The 24,200-nt window shown below is 46.1% G+C and carries 20 protein-coding genes; 15 read left to right on the top strand and 5 right to left on the bottom strand.

Annotated elements, in window-relative coordinates; all coding sequences use genetic code 11:
• Window positions 1–842: 842 nt before the first annotated feature.
• The 6 genes from KV201_RS09910 to KV201_RS09885 all read left to right on the top strand — a co-directional run bounded on the left by KV201_RS09910 (window position 843) and on the right by KV201_RS09885 (window position 6,718).
• A complete protein-coding gene (locus KV201_RS09910; protein ID WP_226059205.1) occupies window positions 843–1,439 on the top strand; it encodes an SLATT domain-containing protein in 597 nt (198 codons plus the stop codon).
• Between the two features lie 3 nt (window positions 1,440–1,442).
• Complete coding sequence (locus tag KV201_RS09905; protein WP_226059204.1) at window positions 1,443–2,783, top strand: reverse transcriptase domain-containing protein; 1,341 nt, start codon at window positions 1,443–1,445, stop codon at window positions 2,781–2,783.
• Between the two features lie 501 nt (window positions 2,784–3,284).
• Window positions 3,285–3,521 carry a type II toxin-antitoxin system antitoxin HipB gene (gene hipB / locus KV201_RS09900; protein WP_126493436.1) on the top strand — a complete coding sequence of 79 codons (237 nt, stop codon included), beginning with the start codon at window positions 3,285–3,287 and terminating at the stop codon, window positions 3,519–3,521.
• Between the two features lie 3 nt (window positions 3,522–3,524).
• A complete protein-coding gene (locus KV201_RS09895; protein WP_226059203.1) occupies window positions 3,525–4,826 on the top strand; it encodes a HipA domain-containing protein in 1,302 nt (433 codons plus the stop codon).
• Window positions 4,827–5,311: 485 nt separating this feature from the next.
• Window positions 5,312–5,785, top strand: coding sequence for a hypothetical protein (locus tag KV201_RS09890; RefSeq protein ID WP_226059202.1), 474 nt, complete (start codon window positions 5,312–5,314; stop codon window positions 5,783–5,785).
• A 546-nt stretch (window positions 5,786–6,331) separates the two neighbouring features.
• Window positions 6,332–6,718, top strand: a complete 387-nt coding sequence (locus KV201_RS09885) for a carboxymuconolactone decarboxylase family protein (RefSeq protein ID WP_226059201.1) — start codon at window positions 6,332–6,334, stop codon at window positions 6,716–6,718.
• A 142-nt stretch (window positions 6,719–6,860) separates the two neighbouring features.
• On the opposite strand, the gene KV201_RS09880 is transcribed toward KV201_RS09885, so the two are convergent.
• Entirely contained in the window at window positions 6,861–7,112 is a 252-nt protein-coding gene (locus KV201_RS09880; RefSeq protein WP_006083102.1) for a DUF2999 family protein, read from the bottom strand.
• Between the two features lie 364 nt (window positions 7,113–7,476).
• Here KV201_RS09880 and KV201_RS09875 point away from each other — a divergent pair, with 364 nt between their 5' ends.
• From KV201_RS09875 to KV201_RS09860, 4 genes are all read left to right on the top strand, one after another.
• Window positions 7,477–8,973, top strand: a complete 1,497-nt coding sequence (locus KV201_RS09875) for an ATP-binding cassette domain-containing protein (protein ID WP_126491149.1) — start codon at window positions 7,477–7,479, stop codon at window positions 8,971–8,973.
• A 451-nt stretch (window positions 8,974–9,424) separates the two neighbouring features.
• Complete coding sequence (locus KV201_RS09870) at window positions 9,425–11,326, top strand: M1 family metallopeptidase (RefSeq protein ID WP_226059200.1); 1,902 nt, start codon at window positions 9,425–9,427, stop codon at window positions 11,324–11,326.
• Window positions 11,327–11,784: 458 nt separating this feature from the next.
• Entirely contained in the window at window positions 11,785–12,081 is a 297-nt protein-coding gene (locus KV201_RS09865) for a DUF134 domain-containing protein (protein WP_012088215.1), read from the top strand.
• The gene (locus KV201_RS09860; RefSeq protein ID WP_226059199.1) at window positions 12,078–12,605 is read left to right on the top strand and encodes a NifB/NifX family molybdenum-iron cluster-binding protein; all 528 of its coding nucleotides are present in this window, start codon (window positions 12,078–12,080) and stop codon (window positions 12,603–12,605) included. Before KV201_RS09865 ends, KV201_RS09860 begins: the two co-directional genes overlap by 4 nt.
• A 7-nt stretch (window positions 12,606–12,612) precedes the next feature.
• Here KV201_RS09860 and KV201_RS09855 read toward each other — a convergent pair whose 3' ends face one another.
• Together KV201_RS09855 and KV201_RS09850 are read right to left on the bottom strand one after the other, a co-directional pair.
• Window positions 12,613–12,960: a co-chaperone YbbN gene (locus KV201_RS09855; protein ID WP_006083097.1), complete on the bottom strand. Its 348-nt coding sequence runs from the start codon at window positions 12,958–12,960 to the stop codon at window positions 12,613–12,615.
• A 257-nt stretch (window positions 12,961–13,217) separates the two neighbouring features.
• Window positions 13,218–13,883 carry an excalibur calcium-binding domain-containing protein gene (locus KV201_RS09850; RefSeq protein WP_226059198.1) on the bottom strand — a complete coding sequence of 222 codons (666 nt, stop codon included), beginning with the start codon at window positions 13,881–13,883 and terminating at the stop codon, window positions 13,218–13,220.
• 159 nt (window positions 13,884–14,042) lie between these two features.
• Between KV201_RS09850 and KV201_RS09845 the strand changes: the two genes are divergently transcribed.
• On the top strand, window positions 14,043–14,339 hold the full coding sequence (locus tag KV201_RS09845) for a hypothetical protein (RefSeq protein ID WP_226059197.1): 297 nt from the start codon (window positions 14,043–14,045) through the stop codon (window positions 14,337–14,339).
• Between the two features lie 3 nt (window positions 14,340–14,342).
• On the opposite strand, the gene KV201_RS09840 is transcribed toward KV201_RS09845, so the two are convergent.
• Window positions 14,343–16,337 (bottom strand): diguanylate cyclase, encoded by a 1,995-nt coding sequence (locus KV201_RS09840; RefSeq protein WP_226059196.1) that lies wholly within the window; start codon window positions 16,335–16,337, stop codon window positions 14,343–14,345.
• A gap of 331 nt (window positions 16,338–16,668) precedes the next feature.
• Complete coding sequence (locus KV201_RS09835) at window positions 16,669–17,484, bottom strand: hypothetical protein (protein WP_226059195.1); 816 nt, start codon at window positions 17,482–17,484, stop codon at window positions 16,669–16,671.
• 353 nt (window positions 17,485–17,837) lie between these two features.
• Here KV201_RS09835 and KV201_RS09830 point away from each other — a divergent pair, with 353 nt between their 5' ends.
• The 4 genes from KV201_RS09830 (at window position 17,838) to KV201_RS09815 (ending at window position 24,153) form a co-directional block, all read left to right on the top strand.
• Window positions 17,838–19,868 (top strand): TonB-dependent receptor, encoded by a 2,031-nt coding sequence (locus KV201_RS09830; protein WP_319000215.1) that lies wholly within the window; start codon window positions 17,838–17,840, stop codon window positions 19,866–19,868.
• 206 nt (window positions 19,869–20,074) lie between these two features.
• Window positions 20,075–21,571 carry an alkaline phosphatase gene (locus KV201_RS09825; protein WP_011847836.1) on the top strand — a complete coding sequence of 499 codons (1,497 nt, stop codon included), beginning with the start codon at window positions 20,075–20,077 and terminating at the stop codon, window positions 21,569–21,571.
• Between the two features lie 40 nt (window positions 21,572–21,611).
• Window positions 21,612–23,249, top strand: coding sequence for an alkaline phosphatase (locus KV201_RS09820; protein WP_226059193.1), 1,638 nt, complete (start codon window positions 21,612–21,614; stop codon window positions 23,247–23,249).
• 175 nt (window positions 23,250–23,424) lie between these two features.
• Complete coding sequence (locus KV201_RS09815; RefSeq protein ID WP_107402650.1) at window positions 23,425–24,153, top strand: hypothetical protein; 729 nt, start codon at window positions 23,425–23,427, stop codon at window positions 24,151–24,153.
• The last annotated feature ends 47 nt before the right edge of the window (window positions 24,154–24,200 follow it).

Below are 24,200 nucleotides of genomic sequence, written 5' to 3'. Positions count from 1 at the left end.
GCTTAATCGCTTAAACCTAAATTCTTGTAAAAGAAAAATGAAAACCCCGACTCGGGTAACTGAGTCGGGGTTTTGTTTTCTTGGTCTAACGACGTGAGTAAGTTTCTGGTGTACTTAGCTACACTTTTTGGGATTTAAGCACTGAAATGGTCACTAAAAGTGTATCATTGAATACTTTTGCAGATTGACCGCGGCGGTTGTCTTGGTCTCTTTTAGACCAGAACAAAACCCTAGGCTTTGTTCTGGGGTTTTGAATTTTTATCTGACGACAAAGTGGCTTAAAGTCGTGGGGCTTCACCCCACACCCGACCAAGGAGGACTGCTCGTCCTATCCTCCTTGGATGCTCCAAGACGCCCCTAACGGAGTTGAAAGCTCCTTGGGCATTTAGCGTTCTAATGCTATCGCGTCAGACGCTCGTCCCTGATTCGACTGACGCTATCTCGGCATCCATGCCTCGCTCACGCAACGAACGCAAATGCCCTGCGGTAACTCCGAGGGGAGGGTGAACTTCTGTAATCCTGGTATCGGCTGTTAATCCCAAAAGAGTTATGCCTGTCCTATCTTTCATGTCCTTGTATTACTCGATCAGCCTCATAAGAGGCCGTTAAGATCATAATTCATTAATTTAAGTATGATTCTTATGCTAAATAGCCTTTTATTTATGTGTTCCTAATAATATGATGTTGTATAAGCGAGGTGTGTGAATGTATTTACATCCACCGTCCGAAAGGGTGCAACTAATTATGAGAGGCTTGCCTCTGCCCGTAAGGGAAAGTCTAGAAATAGGCGATACACGATTACTAAATGAGACACCTCGCGCTCTTTATGGATGAGAAAAGCTATGAATATTGATGGGAAGCAATTAGCAGATAGAATATTTTGGTCAAAAAAATCTAGAGTCCAAGCTGAAAAACGTCTTAGAACCAATGATTTAGCTAGTCAGGTAGTATTGTTGTGGTATTCAGTGTTTACCGTTTGTATTTCTATTTTTGAGCTTTCATTTCCTTCAGGAGAATCTCAATTTCCAACTATTATGGTAGTTCTGTCTGTCCTAATTTTATGTGCTTCTCTTTTTGTTGGTAATAGGAACTTTAAAGAGCGATCCATGATTTTAAAGCAATGTTATGAGGAGCTTGGTTCACTTGAGTCTAAGTGTTTTGAACTAGATAAAGTGACTATCGAGAGTGAAAAGACTAGATTACTCGAGACTATCAGCGATGGATATTCAAGGGCTTTGACACTTTCTGAAAATCATGATGATAACGACTTTAAAAATGCTTTAATTCAAGAATACCTTAATACCGCTCCACCTAGAACCAAACTTACAAGAAAACCAACTATATACAATGTTTTTGAGGTTGTTATTTATACTATCCTTAAGTATTTACTATTTTCTCTTTTAGCTATTATTCCCTTGTTTACACTCCTCTTAAGGTAATTTATGAAGGTTTTTGAGCAATTTAGACGTATTTATAGTATATCGAGTTTATCTGAAATTCATGATAAACAAATACCGACATCACCAGCAATGGGTGTTGATAATATGTCGCAAGAAATATTTATAGGGATGAGGGAGGAACAGCTAGAAATCATAAATCGAAAGGTGCTTGCTGGTAAATATGCATTTACGTCTTATAGATTAAAATTGATAAGTAAGGGACAGGGGAAATCACCTAGAGAAATATCTATTCCAACAGTGAGGGACCGGATAGTTCTAAAAGGTTTATGTATATTTTTACAAATAAGATTTAGAGAAGATATAAAAGATGTATTGCCCCAGTTTGTAGTCAAAACCGTAAAAGGAATATGCATTACTAAGCAGTATGACTCTTTTATAAAATTAGATGTAAGTAATTTCTATCCATCTATTCCCCATGAGAAGTTAATCCGTCGTTTACGTAAAAGAATTAAATCAGCTGAGATTTTGAACTTGATTGAGTGTTCAATCTCGACTCCTACTGTATCAAAGCCAAAATCTGGAGTTGCAAAAAATACACAAGGCGTGCCTCAAGGGTTGTCAATTTCCAATGTTCTTGCTTCTATTTATTTATCTAATATAGATAAGAGATATGAGGGAGATGACAGGCTTAAATATTTTCGTTACGTAGATGATATTCTCATTCTCTGTAATTGGGAGGATATTTTAGATATTAGAAAAGACATTGCTAAGCGTTTTTCTGGACTAAAGTTGAAGATACATGCAGAGGCATTAGGGAGCGATAAGTCAACAAGTGGCAGATTGGACCGTGAAGGTTTTTCATATCTAGGATATAGTTTTAAAGAAGGGCTTGTTACTGTGCGTTTAGGCTCTGTTGAAAAATTAAGAGAATCTATACTTACAATCTTTACTGGGTATAAACACTCAAAATTAAAAAGTGAAGAGTTCTTAATGTGGCGTTTGAATCTTCGTATCACTGGCTGTATTTTCAATAAGAAGAGCAAGGGGTGGCTGTTTTTTTTCTCAGAGATAAATGATGAAAGCCTTCTTCATGAACTGGATTTCTTTGTTGATAAACTATGTAAACGATTCAATGTATCTAATTTAGAAATAAAGAAATTTGTTCGCAGTCACTATCAAATTCAGCATAGTCGAACAGAATCTAAATATATACAGAACTTTGATTTATATAACGTTAATGATATGAGTAGAGTATTATCTATATTTGGAAAGGCAACTGATAAAATGAGTGAACAGCAAATCAGGAATGAGTTTAACCGAAGGATCGCTAGGCAAGTAAGAGATCTAGAAACGGATATACAAAATGCAGGCTCTACAAACTAGGAATTGAGTGAAGTGCGACGCAAGAATTTCCTGTCTTTTGAGTAAAGATAGAAAACTTAATGGGCCACCCATTGTTAGATTTTCTAAAAGGGATTGTAGGCATAATTCTGTTTGCTTTGCATCGAATTTAACGAGCCATCCATTGTTAAATTTGCAGAGTGTATGCTTGTAAAAAGGCATACCGAAAGCGAGGATGCTGGTCTGGAGCCTAAAAGCCGCAAACCAAAGTTCTTGTAAAAGAGTTCTTGTAAAAGAAAAACCCCGATACTGGTAACAGTGTCGGGGTTTTGTTTTTGGTCTGGCAACTTGGGGAAGTATTGGGTGTACTTACCTACACTTTTTGAGATTTAAGCACTGAAATGACCATGAAAGTGTAACATTGTACACTTTTAGATGGCTTGTCATTTTCAACAATCCAAAAGTGTAGTTCTGTACACTTTTATATTGAATGGGGCTGGTTTTAGGGCTAAGGTGTATGAAGTTACACTTTTGGAGATGATGATGGCATCACCGCTAAATCAACAATCCCTCGGCTTGTTAATTAAAGAGCGAAGGAAAAGTGCTGCTCTTACTCAAGACGTGGCAGCCATGCTGTGCGGCGTAACCAAAAAAACGCTGATCCGAGTTGAAAAAGGTGAGGATGTTTATATCTCAACCGTATTCAAAATCCTTGATGGTCTGGGGATTGAGATCGTTTCGGCTCAAACCAGCGACACCGAAACTAACGGCTGGTATTAACCTATGAGTACTTCCAAAAAGCTCACGTTAGAGATGCACCTCGGTGATTTAATTATCGGGGAGTTATCCTTTGATGCGATGACCGACACCTTTGCCGTACATTACACCAAAGACTGGCAACAAAGTGGATTCCCACTATCCCCAACAATTCCCTTAGATGGCACAGGAAGTAGCAGTCAGATATCGATGTTTTTGGTTAACTTATTACCGGAAAACAAAGGATTAGATTATCTAATTGAATCGCTTGGCGTCTCCAAGGGAAATACCTTTGCCTTGATCCGTGCAATTGGTCTCGATACCGCAGGTGCTGTTGCTTTTGTTCCTAAAGGGACTTTGCTGTCTGAAACACAATTACGGCCAATTAAGGCTGAAGAAGTTATTCAGCGAATTGAAGATCCCACAATGTGGCCGATGGAAATTTGGGACGGCAAACCTCGACTGTCGGTTGCGGGTGTGCAACCTAAATTAAACCTGTTTTATAACGGTGAAGAATTTGCATTTGCCGAAGGCGCACTGTCATCTACCCATATTGTTAAATTCGAAAAATATCGCCATTTAGTGCTCAATGAATTTATGACGATGCGCTTAGCCAAGGCGATTGGAATGAATGTGGCTAATGTTGATATCGTTCATTTTGGAGATTACAAAGTACTCTGTGTCGAACGCTTTGACCGACGTTATATGCCAAATGAGCAAAGGGTATTAAGAAGGCATATTGTCGATAGCTGCCAAGCACTTGGTTTTAGTGTTAGCAAAAAATATGAACGTAATTTTGGTTCAGGGCGTGATGTTAAAGATATTCGTGAAGGGGTAAGTTTTAACAGGCTCTTTAGTCTTGCTGTAAAATGTCGCAATCCAGTGGCTGCTAAGCAAGACATGTTGCAATGGGCGCTGTTCAATTTACTGACCGGCAATGCCGATGCACACGGTAAAAACTATTCGTTTTTTATGACGGCAAGCGGAATGGAGCCAACTCCTTGGTACGATTTGGTCAGCGTGGCTATGTATGAAGATTTTGAACAACAGCTTGCTATGGCAATTGATGACGAATTTGATCCAAACAGCATTTACGCGTATCAATTGGCCGCATTTATTGATGGCCTAGGTTTACCAAGAAATCTATTAATCAGTAACTTAACGACAATAGCGCGAAGAATACCGCAGGCAATAACTGAGGTGGTTTCAATGCTCCCAGCTCTCGATGAGAGTGAAACAGTATTTGTGGCTCATTACAAAGCGCAGTTGCTGGCGAGATGTGATCGTTACCTTAGTTTTGCCGCCGAGGTCAGGGATGTCGAAGTGTAGTGCTAGCTACATCTTATCACCCAGCGGTAATTTCGCAGGGGGGAGTGAAATACTGTAGCCCTGGCATCGGCAGTTAAACCCAAAAGAGTTATGTCTGCCCCATCTTTGTCGTTTGGCCGCAACATCTTTTAAAAATTTATTAATGTTTTCGATGCCTGTCCCATCTTTGTCGATGTCATGGGTTGGCTATGATCGCCATGGCTAAGCAATTCCCAAACTGAAGGGGGCACCGGCTTACCTTAATAAGCAGTTAGTCGATTTCAAAACAGGCTTACGCCTCGATCCCTTAATGCAATCACAGGTCAGTGCGTTAACGGCCGAGCAATTACAAGATGTGGCGCTGTTTTACAGTCAGCAAGAGATCCCCAATCTCAGTGCAAATTAGTGCGGCTAGCCTTTTGATTGCTGACAAGTGCAAGCGAAGTGGTTAGCATCATTGTCATCGGCTCATGGCGACTACACTTCTGGGAATAGCGTTGATGGTAATGGCATTGATAAATAAAAGAAAAATAGCATCTCTTATTGGCGTTCTGGTTTCACTACCAGTATGGGGATATGCCCTGCAAGCGCTTGAGGTTAGCGAAGCGGATAACTGTCAGCATGTCAGCGGCTCCGAACAACATTCTGACCACTGTGAACGCAATGCGGATAATACCGCCTACGATAAATTCGATGGCGTGGTATACCGTGGCGTCATTAATGCTAAGCCCGTCACGCTGGAAATTATTGGTAAAGGCAACCAATATCGAATGACCGTTGATGGCTATGTGACGCTTGGGGAGCTGAATACCGAGCGCGGGTTTGAGCAGGATGAAAACGCTTCGCTCTTTATCCTTAACTGGCAACAGCCTGAAGCAGAACAGATAAAGTTTGTTAAATTATCCAAAGACCATTCGTTACTGGTGTGGGTTGATGCCAAGGGCCAGCTTGATAACACCGCAACCCTGCATACGCGATAAAAAAGAAGCGACTTGTATACCCTTTCAAGATGAACATTTAACTCTTAAGCCAAAGATGGAATAAGCATCGCTTTTTAGGTAAACCGCAGACAACACTAAAGCGGCAGGAGTTCACCATCCCCTCGGCGTTGCCGCAGGGCGAATAGACAAATTGCGTGAGTCTCGCCACGGATGGCGAGCTAGCTTTCGCAGGTGCAGGGACGCATCCTTCGGAAGCGATAGCTGATTTGGCAATGAGCCCAAGGGGCTTTCAACTCCGTTAGGGGCGTCTTGGAGAATCCAACGACCGTTTTGAGCGCGAGATAGGGATATCGAGCTGGTAGTTTAACATGGACGTTTTTGATAGGACGAGCAGTCCTCCTTGGTCGGGTGTGGGGTGAAGCCCCACGATCTTGATTCACCTCTGCCGTTAGGCCGCAAATAAGCATCGAAATCTAATAATCCTATGCTATGTTTTTGCTGGGCTGTGTCTTTGGCGGCGGTTCAATAAGTCTAATTACATAGCTTAATCACATAGCTTAATCATATAAAAAGAGGGATGCATCGATGAACGATGAGCAATACGAGAAGGGGCTTGAGGTGCGTCGTGCTGTGATGGGCGATAGCTATGTGGATAAGGCGCTCAATAGTGCGACGGATTTTACGCAACCGCTGCAAGATTTAGTTACGGCCAATTGCTGGGGTGAGGTTTGGGTGCGTGATGCTATCTCAAGGCAAACGCGCAGTTTGATTACCATAGCGACGCTGGCGGCATTAAAGGCGCCGACTGAGTTAAAGGGCCATGTGCGAGGCGCGCTAAACAATGGTTGCTCAGTGGAAGAGATCCAAGAGGTCTTACTGTATTGCACCGTTTACTGCGGTATGCCTGCGGGGATTGAAGCTTTTCGAGCGGCAAAAGAGGCGATTGAGGAGTGGCAGGCGCAAAAAAGCTAATTCACTTGGTACTATCATTTTGAGCGTCAATGGCTTTGGGGTTTAGTTACTTTGAAGTTTAGTGGTTTTAACATTCGCTAGGGGAGCTGAGTTACGCGCATTCCCCTAGCGCATGATGGCTACAAACTTGAACAGTCTGCGCTTATTTTTGTAACTGGGCTTTTGCGGCTTCTACTTTTGAGAAATCTAAACCGAGTTCAAGCACTGCTTCTTTGATCAAGGCCGGTTTTTGCATCACTAGCCCCAGCAGTTGTTGTAATTTTTCGGCTGGGATACCTAATTGACCGAGCGTACCCATCGCCATTAATGGATTTTCGGTTAATGTTTGAAACAGTTCTTGGATCTTAGCGTCACTGACGTTGTGTTCTTTTAAGATGGCAATAATGGGATTCATTGCATTACCTTGTTGATATGAAAGTTAAACAGGTGCCGATTTTATCACAATTCTGCCAGAGTGGTTGCCCCACACATGCGTACCCGTTGGATTTTGCCACGCCTTGCCTATGCCATTAAGCGCATTAGATTTTATCCCCAATAAGCTTTACTCTGGTGACGTATTCCCCCAAATCTGCCAATAAAAACCTGAGCGACTGTCGTGCATCGTGAGCCGTTGCATTGGATATTGTCGCTCTAGATATTTTGGCCGTGGATATTTGTCGCTCTAGATATTTTGGCCGTGGATATTTGTTGCATTAGATAGTGCGGAGCTGCGCCATGCCGCTTTTATCATCCCTTAAAAATAGAAAGGAACTGTGGTTATGCTTGATGTTGTCGCGAACCAAGACAAAAGTATTGTGGTTAAACAGTTGCGATATGGGCGTGATAATGAGGTGCTGGTCGTCGATGAGTGGCAACTGCATCCCGCTGAACATTGGGCGATTTTCGCGACCGACAGCTATTGTGGTTCCTTGCTCGGGCGAATATTAACCGGTGATATTCAGCCCGATGAAGGGACGATTGCTGGCCTGCCGCAACGTATCGGCTGGGTGTCACTTGGGTTGCAACAAGCATTGCTGGAGCGCGAGTTAGAAAAAGACGAATTGGATTACGGTTCGAGTGTCGAATCCTTAGTGTTGGAATGCTGCCAAGATGCCGTACAACTCGCGCCATTATTACAAAAGGTTGGGCTTGAGCCGCTGCGTCTGCGTGGTTTTCGGCAGTTATCTACGGGCGAAACGCGCCGAGTCATGCTGGCGCGTGCGCTGGCAATGTTACCGCAATTACTGATCTTAGATGACCCTTATGCAGGCCTCGATGTTGAACATCAGGCGAGTTTATCTGAGCTGCTGAATGAAGTGGCCGAGCATACTCAGTTGCTGATCATTACCTCACGCCAAGAAGAATTGCCGCCGTGTATCAGCCATGTGGCGCTGTTTAATGGCGAGATGCTGAAATCGGGGCAGAGTGTGCACAAACTCAGCCCGTCGATGTCGATTGAGCAATGGCACAATCACCCTGTGATGGCGCAGCTGAATGCGTTATCGGCGCAGCGTAGTGATGAACTCTTGGCCTTGATGGAGCGGCAAAGGCACAACGCCGAGGCGTTTGATCCTCTGGTCGAGATTAAAAATGGCAAAGTGGAATATGTCAGTGGGCTGATTTTCAGCGGCGTGAATTGGCGCATCGAGGCGGGGCAACATTGGCAAGTTCGCGGCCCAAATGGCTGCGGTAAAAGCACTTTGCTGGGGCTGATTTTAGGCGACCATCCTCAATGCTATAGCAACGACATCACGCTCTTTGGTCGTCCACGCGGAAGTGGCGAGAGTATTTGGCAGATTAAACAACGGATTGGCATAGTATCGTCGGCGCTGCACTTGCAGTATCGCGTCAGTTGCTCGGCATTAGATGTGCTGCTTTCGGGCTTTTTTGACTCTATTGGTCTATACCAGAAACCCACTAAACCTCAGCTAGATTTGGCGAAGGAATGGTTGGCTATTTTGCACATGACGGGGCTGGCGAGCACGAGCTTTAAGAAGCTCGATTATGGTCAGCAGCGATTATTGCTAATAGGTCGCGCCCTGATTAAACAGCCACTGTTGCTGATTTTAGATGAGCCGTATCAGGGCTTAGATTTTATCAATCGCACCTTAGTGATGCGGGCGTTGGAGATGATAGCCGAGCATCATCTGAGCCAATTGCTGTACGTGTCGCACCATAGGGAAGATGCGCTGCCCGCTATCCATCATTTCGTGGATTTTATCAAGCAGGGCGACGGTTATTCGGTGCAGGTGAGTGGTGGCGAGTCCAAGGATTGAGCCAGACTAAGCAAGCAAGCAAGCAAGCAAGCAAGCAAGCAAGCATCAGCAACTGCTGGCGAGTCACGGCTACTTAGCGGTTTGCTGAGCTGGTAATGTATATCGGTGATGGAAGTGTTGTTATGCAAAGTAGGGATGAAAAGCCTGAGGCTTGCCATCCCATTGAGCTTTTATTACAAGCTATCTATCACCAGCTATCTGCCACAAGCTTGCTATTTCACTCGCGGTAACCCGTACAGCACACCCTTTGTAACAATTCCTCGGAGCTCAAATGCATTTTAAGGGCTGCCTCATTTGGCTTGAGTTGATATCGTATAGCCCATGTTTAGCGTCAGTCTAAAGCGCTACTGCTGTTGTGTGCATCTATCTAAAAATAATAAAGGAATCTCCACTATGCCTCATTGGCTCAGGGCAACTGCCATCCTGTGGGCTGGCTGCTCGGCGCTTGCCGTTGCTGCGCCCAGCACCTTCACACTTTGATCCACAAACCTTATTTGCGCCGCTGTCGCTGCCTTATCCCGCGACGGGACTGCGAAATGGCGCGGGCAAGCCCGGTGCGATGTTTTGGCAAAATCGCGTTGATTACAGTTTGCACGCCACTATCGATACGCAAAACGATAAGTTAAGCAGCAAAGAAGTCATCACTTATACCAATAACAGTCCCGATGCCTTGCCAACGCTGTGGGTGCAGTTAGATCAAAACATGTACCGCAAGGATTCCCGCAGTACTGTGGCGTCCGAATGGCGTCGTGGTCAATTTACCGATGGATATCAATTCGATAAGGTCACAGTGTTGATTGGCGGTAAACGCTATGATGCTAAATTCTTAATCGATGATACCCGTATGCGGGTGGACTTGGCCGAGCCTCTGGCGGCGAACGGCGGCAAGCTACAACTGCAAATCGATTATAGCTATCAAGTCCCCGGCACTTGGGGCGGCCGCACCTCCGTCACGCCGTCGACTAATGGCAAGATTTTTGAAATCGCCCAGTGGTTTCCACGCATGGCGGTATATGACGATCTCCATGGCTGGAACAACAATCCTTACATTGGCTCTGAGTTTTACTTGGAATACGGCACCATAGATTACACGGTCACAGTGCCGGGTAACTATTGGGTGGTGGGTTCTGGCGAGTTAGTGAATCCTAAAGATGTGCTAACCAAAACCGAGCAGCAGAGATTCGCCGCGGCCAAGCAAAGTGATAAAACTGTGTATATCCGTACTTTAGAGGATCTTGCTAAAACCGACAGTCGCCCAAGTGCGAGCAAAACCTTAGATTGGCATTTCCGTATGGAGCACACCCGCGATGTGGCCTTTGCGGCATCGCCCGCGTTTGTGATTGATGCGGCGCGAATTAATCTACCCAATGGCAAAACGTCGCTGGCGATGTCCGCCTATCCCGCCGAAGGTGTGGGATCGAATAAGTGGGACCGCGCCACTGAGTATGTGAAAGCCAATATTGAGCATTTTTCCCAATGGTATCCTTATCCTTGGCCTGCGGCGGTCAACCTCGGCGGTCAGGGCGCTGGCATGGAATATCCCGGCATAGTGTTTGATGGCATGGACGATAAGGACGATCTGCTGTTTTGGATCACCGCCCATGAGCTTGGCCACAACTGGTTCCCTATGATTGTGGGCTCAGACGAACGTCGTCACGCCTTTATGGACGAAGGGTTTAATACCTTTATCGATGTGTATGCCTCGGATGCTTTCAATCATGGCGAGTTTGCACCTAAACGCGACAGCGAATATGCGCCTAAGGGCGGCAATCCTGTGGATGAAATCTTGCCTGTGTTGGCCGATACAGAAGCGCCAACTCTGATGGCACCCTCGGAAGCGGTTGCAGAAACCTATCGCCATTCAGTGAGTTACTTCAAAGGTGCCTTGGGGCTGGTCTTGCTGCGTGAGCAGATTCTAGGGCCAGATAGATTCGATCCCGCATTTAAAGAATACATTGCTACTTGGGCGTTTAAGCATCCTACGCCATCGGATTTTTTCCGCTTTATGGAAAGCGCCGCAGGTGAAGACCTCGCATGGTGGTGGCGTGGCTGGTATCTCAACAATTGGCAGTTGGATATGGTGGTCACAGGCGTTAAGGCCGTTAATGACAAGCATGGTCAAGGCACGGCTATCAGTTTGACCAGTAAACAAAAGTTGGTCATGCCAGCCACGCTGCGTTTGCAATATGTTGATGGAACGAGTGAAGATTTTCGTATTCCGGTTGAAACCTGGATGCACCGCGTTTCGCCAACGATTGTCTTACCCGTGACTAAACCTGTGAAGATGGCGACACTGGATCCCGAGCATAAATTACCCGACGCCGACCGCAGCAATAATAGCCTGATCTTGTAATCGGCTTTAGTGTTGAAAATACCGAAAGCGCCCTAGTGGCGCTTTTTTTATAGGCTTTTTGTGACGGGTTTTATGGCTGGGTTTTTATAACGGGATTTTTTATTGGAATAATAGCTATAACAATGACTTAATCCATTTGATGCACAAGCAGTTGCTTGGGTTTGCACTCCGCTTAAGGCGTTGAATTAGCCATGCTTGATATAACTAACTGTGAGCTGTGTTGCAGTTTGTTATGCCACTGGCGTGAATAATAGTTTCTGGCCTAGGCCAGAAACTCGATGATTATTGTGGTTCATCAACTGAACTTAGCCATCAAGCTTGCGAATCGTTTATATCCATTTACTGCGTTGGCTAAGTGAGCCCGAGTTTCACTATTTGTGCATAAACGTGCACTAAGATCTAAAACACTATTTCAATAGATAAAGACTATTTAAAAATTAGTTAAAGATATAAACATTATGCCAAGACCCAAAAAATGCCGTCAATTATCGAGCTGTGTGCCCTGTAGCCTATTTAAGCCTAATGGGATCCCTGCGGTTAAATTAACTCATATTCAATTAGAGGCCGATGAGTTTGAGGCCCTCGAACTGGGTGATGTGAAAAGATTAAGCCAGATCGAAGCCGCGGCCTTGATGGGGATCTCTCGGCAAACCTTTGGATACCTGCTCGCCAATGCCCGTAAAAAGGTGGCGACGGCCATTACTCAAGGTCAAGCCTTGAGACTGCCAACCCAAACAGACAAGGATTTATCATGATTATTGCCATGCCGATGAGCCGCGAACGCCTCGCCAGTCACTTTACTAAAGCCCTACAGATTGGTTTTTATAACGAACAGCTTCAGCTGATCAAGCTGGTCGATAACCCGGCAATTGAAGGTGACTGTAGTGCTAAAAAAGCCTTATTAGAGCTGATTATTCAACAGAGTACCAATATTGTACTTGTGCAGAATATCGGTGAGCGCATGTTAGGAAAGTTGCTCGATGCGGGGATTAGCGTGAGTAAAGGCAGTGCCAGTCAAACAGTGGCGACTTTGCTTGCACAAACAGCGGATTTGAATCTTAGGTTGACGGATGCATCCCAAGGTCGCGCTTCACTCAAACATGCAGCCAAGGGCGGATGTTGTCATTCTACAGGTGACGGCTGCGGTTGCAGCGGAAAAGCTAAAGCAGCATCTGGCTCAACACGTCTTATAAGCACGCCAGCAGCACAGGTTACACTCGATAAGTCAGTGCATTACGCTGGTTTTAGACCGCTGACACACAAGTCATCCCAGTGTTGACTCTGGATTATTCCGTCACGATTAAACCATAGGGGCGGGCAAGCGCCCCTCGAATATCCGCTAACGAAAACACCTTAGAAAACCGTCCAAAGGTTTTGCCATAGAACACACATTCCACCACTGGCAGAGTAAATACATTGTGGCTCGCCGCTATCTCAGCTTGGGCTTGGCAATCGATATAGGCCATCTGCATCAGCGGGAACGCTTGCGCTAACATCTCAGCAATTCTCGGTTTGAGCGTTTGGCACACACCGCAGTCCGGCGCGCCAAATAACAACAGCACCGCTGCGTGCTCGGTTAACAAAGACTCAAGCATCTCTGGTGAGTCAATTTGCGTGATGATATCAGTGTGCATGCGTTGCCATTTGGAAGTTGCTATGGGTATGAATTAATGGGGCTAGTTTGCGTGTTTTTAGGGTTAAAGCCAGCCCATTTTTACCACGCTACTACCGATAAATTGACCAAGGTAGAATAAGCCAAGCATGAGAAGCCCGATACTGGCAGCAATCACTCCGATTTGCTGTATGCCTGTTAGACGATTTAGCCATTGTTTTAGATTATTTATCATTTCGCTACCTGCTACCTGCTACCTGCTTATCATATGTCGCATCGCTAACTGCACCACTGGCGCTCGCAGGGAATGCCATCATCGTCACCATCCATTTGAGTATTGGGGCAATGTTGGATATAGAAAGTCGCTTCAGCACAGGAACTCATGTGGCTGCAATGGGTTTTACCCGCTTCACATTGGAATCTTGGCGTTGCTTGTGTTCTCACTTTAGTTTCGTACATGGGTATTGGCTGAATGTCTTCATTTGTGAGGACTGGTACTTCATCGATTGCAGGAGCTTCATTAAATTCTTGGTATTGTTTAAAGCCAAAGATAACTATGGCAACGATTATTAGCAGCGGGATTATCGTATTAAAGGACGATTTTCGTGGGCTATGGTCATGCGCTTTGTCTTTGTCTTTGTCTTTGTTATTGAAGTTGAAGTTTTCATTGCGTGACTGGACATGAGAGTGGGAATCGGCGCGTGGCGCTGAGCTTGCCGCTACCACAGCGACGCCTTCAATCGAGGCGATAACCGCTTTTCTCTTGCCGTCATTTTGCACTTCAGTTTGAAACAGAATGCTGTCGCCCACTATGGGTTTTCTCGCCATCTTTTTTAGCACCGAAATGTGAATAAACACATCTTGGGCGGCGTTTTTTTCAGGCTGAATAAAGCCAAATCCCTTTTCATCGTTCCAGCGTACCAGCACGCCTCTATCCATGAGCATTTTCTATGTCCTTAATTTAACCGCTTAATATTTTTAGTTATTGAATATCAATACTTACTTGAGTCGTTCCGATTTATCTCTTTTAAGGAGCACACCGTACTTAGGTTAACGAATCGGCTATTCAATGTTGGCTGCTAAGTTACTCAAGCATAGGAAGTTTTGCAATTTTTTATCTTGAATTTGCTGTGGCGGTTACGCTGCAGAGTGTGGACCACTGAATTGTTACTGGCGAATATGGGGATTAATCTTGCTTATGCCTTGTTCTTAGTCTTTCTGGCATTTAGTTCGCTACTATTACAAACCCAAGTACAGAGCCAAGGAACCGAATTACAGGGGATATTTACGTTACTGCAGCTAGATAAATGGCTCAGTTATAGTCTAGTGATTGCCGCTATGTTCCCTGGGTATGAGGTGATTCGTGATGGATTACGTTGGCGTAAACTCGCCAGCCAGTAGGGCTTAACCTAGGCTTTGCAGGTGAGTCTTATTGGTTTTTTTCATCGAATACATGGCCTGATCAGCATGATTGATCAGGCTTTTTGCATCTGTGCCGTTTTCTGGATAAATCGCCAAACCGACGCTGACACCGATATGGATTTGATGACCATTGATAGTGTAAGGCGCGCAAATAGCTTGGCTTATCTGAGGGATCAGTTGGCCGATTCTATATGTATTGGCAAGGTGTTCTAGCAGGATCACAAACTCATCGCCTCCGAGGCGAGTGATGGTATCCATTTGGCGAATCCCAGAGGAAAGCCGTTTCGCGACTTCCTGTAATAGTTTATCTCCCACATCGTGACCAAACTGGTCATTCACTGGCTTAAAGTTATCTAAGTCTAAGAAAAGGATTGCAAAAATATCATCAGACCTTTGGGCGTGCACTATGGCTTGTTCAAGTTTAGTGTGGAATAACACACGATTAGGCAGGTTAGTCAGGGCATCGTGATGGGCGATATGACGCAGATATTCTTCCTCTGCCTTACGTTCGGCAATGTCGGTAATCACAATGACAAAATGAGTCAGACGGTCATGCTCATTGCGCACTGTATTGATGCGCACACTGAGCGGCAGTAAGTCGCCCGATTTAACTTGTTTGAGTAATTCCCCCTGCCATTGCTCGCCCTGTTGAAGCAGATTTAGCATGGCTTGGCGGGCGTCATCACTATTGTGCCCGTCATTGAGGAAGTGGTTGGCATCGCCGTGCAAATCCTGCTGGGTAAAGCCAGTAATATGAGTAAAGGCTTGATTGATAGAAATAATACTCAGCAGGGGATCGGTGATCATTATGCCGTCGGTGCTGGCATTAAACACGGTTGCCGCGAGCCTGAGTTTATCTTCGGCCTGTTTACTGGCGGTGAGATCCATAAAGTAGGCCACGCCTTCACATTTGCTGCCATTTAAAAAACTGGCCGCTAACATCACAGGCACTAAGGCACCACTCTTGCTGATAAGTTGTTTTTCATATTGTTGGCAGTGACCAAACTGTTCTAACTCTGCAATCGCAATGGCATCTCGTGTTTCATATTCTGGTGGGGTAATTGAGCGCCAGTTGATTAAGCCTGAGGTCAAATCCGCGCGGTCAAAATTGAGCATCTTGAGGAAATGATCATTAGCATCATGGAGGGTGCCATCGAGCTGCCAAGAAATAATCCCTATGGTGTCGGAGTTTTTCAGGCTAGTGAAGCGAGATTCACTGATCAGTAACTGCCGTTCAGACTTGGCGATGTTACGAATGATCTGCCGACTGGCGAAGATCCCAATACTGATAAACAGCAGTAGGGCGCCAAGGCTAATTAACCAGGTCATTTGCTTGACCCAGCGCGCGCCTTCACTGAGCACAGCTGAAAATTCAATTTCTAGGCTGAGTAATTCTTCATTAGCATCAATCAATTGCTGGCGATATTGCGCGAGGATTTCGGGCCTGCCACCCAGTTGATTGATTTCAATACGCATATTCTCGGCGAGTTGCATTACAAACTCGAAGCGTTGATCGGCTAAGCCCCACAGCTGAATCGCTTGCCGCATATAGGAATTGGATTGAAAGTGACGGAAAAACCAGATCAGTGAGTCGGTATCCCGTTCGTCATTGAGGCCCTGAATAAAACCCAGTTTGGCGGCCTGTTCATCGATTGGCATTGCGAGTAGGGCTTGCCTGGCTTGATGATCACCTTCCATGACGCTCGTCGCTGCACGATAACGCTGAAAGTCCACATCATTTTGGGTGTAAGAGTAATGGGTGAGATAAAGTACCGCATCTTTTTGCGCCTTGGCCCACAAGCCTTCACCGCGGACATAGGTGCGTACACCATCAAATATATTGCCTTGAATATACACTAGGGCGACGAGGGCGATGCAAATCCCGATAAACATGCTGATGATCAACAGAACCTTAGCAACCGTTGAGCGAGTTCGTTGCCGTAAAATAGCTAATGTGCGCGCGAACTGAGTCCCCATCCTTACGCTCCACAACCAATACAGTGGCGCCACTCTAGAGTGGGCAGCTTAGGGAGAAGGAGTGAATCAATTTGCCTGCTATTTTTGGAGGTTATTTTGTTGTTCATCTGTTCCTTAGATTGATTGTTCCACATGCTAAATCAAAGTACCGCTTGGTTGTGGGTCAGGCTCTTCGTTGGGCAATGCACTGTCAGTTAATTAATGTATTGCCAATTAAGTCATGTACTGTCAGTTAAGCCATATATGTCAGCGACATACTTTAGATAACACTAAAACGCTTTGAAATTAAGTCAATGAAATAATTGAAACAAGATTGGCTATGCCGATTGCGTTATTGTGGAGTATCGCCATTATTCATTGCATCATTCAGCGATTTTCGCGCCTGCTGTTTATAGGTTTCAAATATGCCTTCTTGCTTCATCTGTTTTAGCTCCCGAGCAAGATTTACGGCGAGTGCCGCGTGACGTTTATTCAGGTAACCGTAGCTAGTGAGTTCTTCTAGGGTGGCAATCGCGATGATCTCACTACCTTGAAACTCTGGGGTTTGTAATAGATCCAATGAGCTTGCCTCTGTATCAATATAGATATCGATTCGGTCGCGGAGTATTTTACGAAAAGAGCTCACAGGGGATGAGGATTCCGTCAGGCGCTCCTCTGGAATGAGTCCCTTTAGCTTTTGTTCTGCGAGGAACACGCCTCGATAGTATTCGATCTTATATCGACTCTTTTGCAGTGCTTGCCAGTTAGTAATCTTGATTTTGGGATTGTGTGCGAAGGCAATTAAATGGGTATCGACAACCGGTTCCTCGATGCGAATGAGGTTGGTAAACTTCTCGCCATAACGAAATACGCGCCCCGGCTCACCATCCACTTTTCCTGAGTCCGCCATCATACTGGCGCGGGCAGCGGGAACAACTTGATAGGAGAAGCCATAACCTAAGCGTTCAAAGGCTTGGGTGTAAATCAGCTCAGCCCATTTAAAGTAGAAGTTGTGTTTGGGGTCCTCATAAAACGCCATGGTAATGATAGGTTTATCAGCAAGTGCCGCTGTGGTTTCTGCTGTGGATTTACTGGTCGCATGAACAGAGAGACAAAAGAATAGGCCTATCAACACACTCCAAATGCGCATATTGCTCCGTCGCTGCATAACCTGTTCCTAGCCGTGTTGAGTTAACTAAAGTATAGCTAGCCTGATAAATGGGTTCATTTTTATTCAAGTTTAATCATCCGTTTCCATGAGCTCGCATCAATAGGATATTGAAATGTGATCTGCTGGCGGACATTTTGTCCTTTTGCTTTTAAAAATGTGCGATACAGCACATGGAAATAGTATTTGCCGGTATTTTGCTGGTTTTTTACTCATCAGAGTTTGAGCTTGATCGGCTTTTTCCGTGTGAATTAGGCGTTAAATCGGCGTCATCTATCACCTGTAGTAGGAAATAAAGGATGAAGTCGGGACGTGAATTATCAGGAATGCGCTTATCAAAACTTTGGATATCAATGGCATGGTTATTACCCCTCTGTAGTTTATCCTGCGTGGTTATGGCAGATGCGGCGACAGACAATATCGAACGTCTTGAAGTGCGCGGCAGGCAGATTAATACCTTAGGCCATAGCACCTCAGCATCTGAAGGGATAGTCGGCGCGGCAGAAATCGAGAGTCGACCACTATTACGAACCGGCGAAATCCTCGAATTTGTTCCTGGGATGATAGTCACTCAACACAGTGGTTCAGGTAAGGCTAATCAGTATTTCTTACGCGGCTTTAACTTGGACCATGGTACTGACTTTAATACCCGCGTCGACGGTATGCCGGTGAATATGCGCACCCATGGGCATGGTCAGGGTTATACGGATCTTAACTTTTTGATCCCAGAACTTATCGGCGAGATCCGTTATGCCAAAGGGGCTTATTATCCTGAGGTGGCCGATTTTTCTGGCGCGGGTGCCGCCCAATTGCTGCTTGCCGATCAATTGCCCCACAACCAAGTAGGTGTGACTTTGGGGGAATATGGTTACCAGCGGCTGGTGGCGACGCAGGAGTTAAACACTGATATGGGGCGGTTTATTCTTGGCGGTGAAGTACAAGCCTATGATGGTCCGTGGACTGATATTGATGAGGATGTGAGTAAAGTCAGTTTGGTGGGGCGTTATTTAACTCGGCTCGGTGAGGGTGATTTGAGCGTCACTATGATGGCCTACGACAACAGCTGGAATTCGGCGGATCAGATCCCCGCCCGAGCGGTAGATTCTGGATTAATCGATTTTTACGGCTCGTTAGATAAAGACGTCGGCGGTGATTCAAGCCGCTATAGCGTGTCAGCCAATTACGATGCGGGCGATTGGCAGGGAAATGTGTATGCCATTCGCTCGACCATGAATTTATTCTCTAATTTTACCTACTTCTTAAACTACCCCGTTAATGGCGATGAGTTTGAACAAGTCGATGAGCGTACGCTTTGGGGCGGCGATCTGAAACGCGACTGGCAGACTTACCTTGGCGGCACTCAACTGAATTACAGTGTGGGCGGCGATGTACGTTATGACGATATTGGCGCTGTGGGTTTGTATAACACTAAGGCGCGACAAAGGTTGAATACGGTCAGGCTTGATGAAGTGCAAGAGTTGTCGAGCGGCATATTTGGCAAGGTGGAGTGGCTGCCCGTAGAGCAATGGCGCTTCAACCTTGGGCTGCGTTACGACTATTTTGATGTGCAGGTCGACAGTGATAATCCACTGAACAGTGGCGATGCGTCCGATGGTATGTTCAGTCTTAAGGCGGGCGCTTCCTATTTGTGGAGCGATAATCTTGAGTTATATGTGAATGCAGGCCAAGGGCTACATTCGAACGATGCCCGTGGTGCGACCATTAGCGTCGATCCCGTGAGTGGCGATGAGGTCGAGAAAGTCGATCTGCTCGTGCGCTCCAATGGCGGCGAATTTGGGGTGAAATATTATGATAGGGACTTTATCAATTTCTCCGCCGCGCTTTGGTATCTGCAATTAGACTCAGAACTCGTGTTTGTCGGCGATGCAGGTAACACTGAACCGAGTCGCGCATCTGAACGTTATGGTGCTGAATTAACGGCTTATTATTGGCTGAATAATGCCATCAGTATCGATATGGAGTTGGCTTGGACCAATGCGAGATTCACTGAAAATGAACTCGAAGAGGGCAAGTATATCGATGGCGCGGTTCCTTTTGTTGCCAGTGCGGGCATTACCTATCGACCCGACGGCGATGGCCTGTATTCGAGTGTACGCGTGCGCCACCTTGGCGAGCGGGTGCTCGACAGTTTTAATGATCACAAGGCCGATGCGACCACATTAGTTAACCTTGCGCTAGGATACGAGTTCCGCAGCTTCGACACTAAGCTTGAGCTGCTCAATGTGTTCGATAGTAAAGATCATGACATAGATTATTTCTATGAATCACGCTTACTTAGTGAAGCCGCCGAAGGGGTAGAAGATCAGCATTATCATCCTGTTGAGCCGCGTATGGTAAGAGTGAGCGTGAGTTACCATTTCTAAGATTACCCTTCCTTTGCTAAGTTTGGCCACCGTGCTGGTGGTCAAACTTAACGTCTTGCATATTGTTAGTTGAAATAAATCTGACACTTAGCTGCAATAAAACCGCCATCCAAATCACGCCTATTCGTCACATAAATGCCTGAAAATCGGGTCGCCTCTACAGGGAATACCCTCATACACTCAATAATAAATCGGTGATGAACGTGATGAATATTAAACGGATCGCTGCAGCTATCTCCTGCAGCTTAATGACGGTTGTAGCCCATGCTGCAGTCCTGCCAGCAACACAAACAGACAGCCAGTGGTTTAAAGACAGTGCGGCAAACGTGGTGGCTAAAGCCCAAGTCGACACTAAAAAAACCGCTAAAAATGTGATTTTATTTGTCGGTGACGGCATGAGTATTTCGACGCTAACGGCAGCCCGAATTCTGCAAGGGCAGGATAAAGCTGACAACCAAGGCGGCGAAGAAAACTTCTTAAGTTTCGAACAGTTCCCCCACACGGCGTTAGTGAAAACCTATAACACTAACCAACAAACGCCAGATTCTGCGGGCACTATGACGGCCATGGCGACAGGCGTTAAAACCAAGGCGGGTATTATTTCTATTTCAGATACCAGCTTACGTGGTAACTGTTTGTCTTCAAAAGGCAATGAACTTGTTTCTCTGGTCGACCTTGCTAATGCCAAAGGATTATCAACAGGCATAGTCACTACGGCGCGTTTAACGCACGCCACGCCAGCGGCAACCTATGCCAAAACCCCTGAGCGCGATTGGGAAGGCGATTTCAACTTACCTGCCGAAGCGGTTGCGAACGGTTGTACCGACATCGCAAGCCAATTGGTGATGCGCGATGAAGCCAATTCGTTAACTGTGGCATTAGGTGGCGGCCGTAGCTACTTCCTACCAACAACAGTGAAAGATGGCGAGAACAAAGCTGGTAAACGTAAAGATGGCAAAGACTTAACCAAAGCTTGGGTCGATAATTTCAGCAAATCTGCTTACGTGTGGGACAAAAAAGGCTTCGACGCCATTGATGCTGCCAACACAGATCATTTACTCGGCCTATTCAATCCATCACACATGGAATACGAAGCAGACCGCGCTGATGACGTAGGTGGTGAGCCATCACTAACTGAAATGACCGCTAAATCCCTCGATATTTTGAAGAAGAACGACAAAGGCTACTTGCTGATCGTTGAATCTGGCCGTATCGACCATGGTCACCATGCGGGCAATGCGAGCCGAGCGCTGACAGATGCGGTTGAATTATCTAATGCAGTCAAAGCGGCAATGGATGCGACGAGCAGCGACGATACTTTGATCATGGTAACAGCGGATCACAGCCATGTGTTCACTATCGCAGGTTACCCAAAACGCGGTAACCCTATCTTAGGTTTAGTGCATAACGTCGATGGCACATTAGCGACGGCGAATGACAACAAGCCTTACACCACGCTGGCTTATACCAACGGCCCTGGTGCTGTGGTGGGTGTGCGTGACGACTTAACCTCAGTTGATACGCAAGATAAAGATTTTATGCAACAAGCGCTTATCCCAATGGAAAGTGAGACTCACGCCGGTGAAGACATCAGCTTACATGCCAGAGGTCCAGGTTCGAATCTGGTTCAGGGCGTGATTGAGCAGAACGTGATCTTCCACATTATCAACCAAGCGCAGCAGCTTGGCGGCACTAAGTACTAATCACGGATTAGTTACTGAGTCCTCACTTTTGGAGCAAAAAATGAATAAGAAATTACTAGTAGTCGCGATTTCAGCCATGCTGGGTTTAGCCGCATGCGGTAGCGATGGTGATAACGGTACCGCGGGAACACCGGGTAGCAATGGATCAAATGGGTCTAACGGTAGCAATGGCAAAGATTGGACTGCTGTGAATCAGTGGTATGTCGATGCACAAGCTCGCGTGACCAAAGCCGAAGGCTTAACGGTTAACAATGATGTTGGCGCCGCTAAAAACGTGATCCTGTTTGTGGGTGACGGTATGGGTGTATCAACCATTACTGCCGCACGTATTTTAGAAGGCCAGCTAAAAGGTAAAACGGGTGAAGAAAACTCGTTATCTTTCGAAACTCTGCCGTATGTGGGTCTTTCTAAAACCTATAACGTCGACGGCCAAACGCCGGATTCTGCAGGCACTATGTCGGCGATGATGACAGGTGTAAAAACTGACGTGGGTGTGATTTCACAAGCTGAAGGCGTAGTACGTGCTAACTGTGCTTCGACTAAAGATCAAAATCTTGTGACATCATTAGAGCTTGCTGCAATGGCGGGAATGGCAACGGGTGTGGTAACGACTGCGCGTTTAACCCACGCAACCCCTGCGGCGACTTACGCCCATGTGCCAGAACGTGATTGGGAAGCCGATTCAAACCTGCCAGCTGAAGCTGTGACTAACGGCTGTAAAGATATCGCCGCGCAAATGCTCGACTTTAACTACGGCAGCGGTCTTAACGTGATGATGGGTGGCGGTCGCCGCGCCTTTATTCCTAAGACGACCGTTGATCCAGAAGGTAAAGCCGGTAAGCGTAACGATGGTCGCGATCTCACAGCTGAGTGGATGAGCAAATACACTAACGCCGCTTACGTGCAAGACAGAGACGGTTTCCTCAGTGTGGATGCAGCAAGCACAGATCATTTGCTTGGCCTATTCAACTCATCGCACATGGAATACGACTACGATCGTAAAGAAGCCGGCGTGACTGGCGAGCCATCACTGGCGGAAATGACGGCTAAGTCGATTGATATTCTGAAGAAAAACTCAAAAGGCTTCGTGCTGATTGTTGAAGCTGGCCGTATCGACCATGCTCACCATGCGGGTAATGCAGCGCGTGCGCTGTATGACACAGTGGCATTGTCTGAAGCGGTGCGTGTGGCGATGGAAAAAACCTCGGCGAACGATACCTTGTTAATGGTCACTGCGGATCACAGCCATGTGTTCACCATTGCAGGTTATCCAACTCGCGGTAACCCTATCCTAGGTTTAGTGAAGTCGAACGACGCCAACGGCGTTGCTGAAGTGACTAACTCTACCGATGCTAACGGTTTGCCATATACCACCGTCGGTTACGCTAACGGCATGGGCTATGCGTCATTAGCAACAGGTGGCGATGAGCGTTACAACTTCCCAGTGGACGCAGGCCGTAAGGACTTGAACTTTGTTGATACCCAAAGTGCCGGATTCCATCAAGAAGCCCTAGTGCCATTAAGCGATGAGACCCATGCTGGGGAAGACGTGGCGATTTTCGCCCGCGGCCCAAGTTCGGATCTTATCCAAGGTACGGTTGAGCAGAACCACATTTTCCACGTGATGAACCGCGCGGCAAATTTAGTGGCTAAAGCTGAAGCGGCTGCCGTTAAGTAAGTCCTGCTTAGTCTCTGCATAGTGAAGTAAGAAATAGTGCAGTAAGAAATAGCTAAGTAAAAGCAGTGCCGATGGGTGGCATACGTCATCCATCGGCCTTTAGCCTAACGATTTAACATACCAAAGCGTTTACAAAAGCTTAAGTGTTTACCCTGTTCAGTAAGTGAGAAGTCTAATGAAAAACCGTCTATTGGCTCTAATGTTATCCAGCTTAGTTTTGCCAAGTGTTGCTATGGCAGAGCAAGAGACTCAGTGTCCAACGCTACAAGCCGAGCATTTAAAGGCTCAATATCAAGTGACCAATGGCAAGGGCCAGCAATGGCAAATGACCCTCATCCGTAATGGACAAGACTTTATTATTCAGCGTGATGGATCAACATTTGAAGAATGGTCGAGCAATGGCGAGTACGTGCGTTATTTCCCCGCTGAAAAACGTTCTGTGACTTACCGCAAAGGTGATTTGCGCGCACTCAACATTCAACACGATCGCGACCAGTTGTACCATGTAGTATCGCCAGCATTGCCGACACACATGGCCAAGACACAAGCTAAGCAAGAGGCGTGTTTTGCGACTCAAGGCTTTGAAGGTAAGGTTAACGGTTTAGAGAGTGAGCTTGTTTGGATTGATGCCATCGGCCTGCCCGCTGAGTTTATCTTAGGTCAATCTCAACCGAATCTAGCGTACAAGCTGGTGGGCGTAGAGCCATTTGATAGCGATGCGTTTGTGGTATTAACCCAAGATTATCAAGATATTGATTTTGCCGATGTCGGCGACAGTGAGTCTGATCCTTTTATCGCTAAGATGATCAACCAAGGCTTTATTGAACATGGCGGCAGCGGTTTTTACAACAGCGAAGGCCAATCGATTGAAGCCCAAGGCGGACACGGCAGCCATTCGCATTAATCGATTTAATCGATATTAAGTGTAAGTGATACTGACGAGCTTAGCGC

It is taken from the genome of Shewanella sp. SR1 (assembly GCF_020447145.1).
GTDB lineage: Bacteria > Pseudomonadota > Gammaproteobacteria > Enterobacterales > Shewanellaceae > Shewanella > Shewanella baltica.
This window is presented reverse-complemented; position numbering and strand designations above follow the sequence as displayed.